The following is a 1,086-nucleotide window of genomic DNA, read 5'->3' as shown; positions in this document are numbered from 1 at the left end:
GGGGCGGGCGGTGGTCAGGGGCGGGCGTAGAAGTTCGGGGTGCCCATGATCCACAGGGAGGCGGTCTTGACGACGTCGCCCGTGCGCGGGGCCTCGATGATGGTGTCGTCGCCGGTGAAGAGGGCGACGTGGTAGATGCCCTGCGGGCTGCCGTCGTGGGACCAGAAGACCAGGTCACCGGGCTGGAGCTGACGGTAGGTCACCGGGTGGGACCGGGCGTACTGGTCGGCGGCGTAGTGCGGCAGGTCGACCCCCGCGCGCTGCCAGGCGCGCATGGTGAGGCCCGAGCAGTCGTAGTTCTGCGGCCCCGCGCCGCCCCAGACGTACGGGAGGCCGAGGGCCGCGTGGGCGAACGCCAGCACGCTGTGGACGTCGCCGGGCGTGGGCGGGGTCAGCGGTGCGGCCGGCGTGGACGCCTGCTGCTGGGCCTGCGCGGCGAGAGCGGCCAGCTTGGCCGCCTGCGCGGCGAGCGCTGCGGCGTGGGCCTCCGTCAGCTGGAGGGCGACCCGCTGGGCCTCGGCGAGGCCGGAGAGCAGCGCGGTGTGCTGCGCGTCCAGTGCGGCGACCTGCGCCAGTTGGGCGGCCAGCTGCTGCTGGGCGGCGGTCCGGGCGGCCGCGACCTGGGCCGTCGCGGCGGCGGCCGCGGTGTTCGCCTGCTGGGCCGCGGTGTCCGCGAGCGCGGCTCGCGCCGAGGCGGCGACGGCCCGCTGCAGGGTGCCGCGCGCCTGCTGGGCCACGCCCTGCGCGGCCTGCGTCGCGAGCTCCGCGGCGTGCGGGTCCCGCGCCGCGAGGAGGCCGGCGAAGCCGGCCAGCTGTGGCGTCCCCCCGTCGCGGTACTGCCGCGCGGCCAGCGCGCCGACGAGGTCGCGTGCGGCGCGCTCGGCGGTGTCCGCGGCGCGGGCCGCGACGGAGGTCGCGGCGGCCCCCGCCGCGGCCTTCTGCTGCGCGACGGCGGCGCCGTCGTACGCCTCCACGGCGGACTCCACGCGCACGTTCATCGCCGCCTCCGCGCTCCGCGCCGCGACGAGCTGCGTCTCGACGGCCTCGACCTGCGCCTGCGCGGCCTGCGCGGCGCTCTGCGCCGAC

The 1,086-nt window shown here is 78.5% G+C and carries 1 protein-coding gene; it reads right to left on the bottom strand.

Annotated features, from left to right (window positions below):
* Positions 1 to 14 precede the first annotated feature (14 nt).
* A partial coding sequence (locus tag TR50_RS42950; protein WP_052441331.1) for a C40 family peptidase occupies positions 15 to 1,086 on the bottom strand: 1,072 nt, incomplete at its 5' end.

This window comes from Streptacidiphilus anmyonensis (assembly GCF_000787855.1).
GTDB lineage: Bacteria > Actinomycetota > Actinomycetes > Streptomycetales > Streptomycetaceae > Streptacidiphilus > Streptacidiphilus anmyonensis.
Note: the sequence above shows the minus strand (reverse complement) of the source record. Positions and strands in the feature narration are given on the sequence as shown.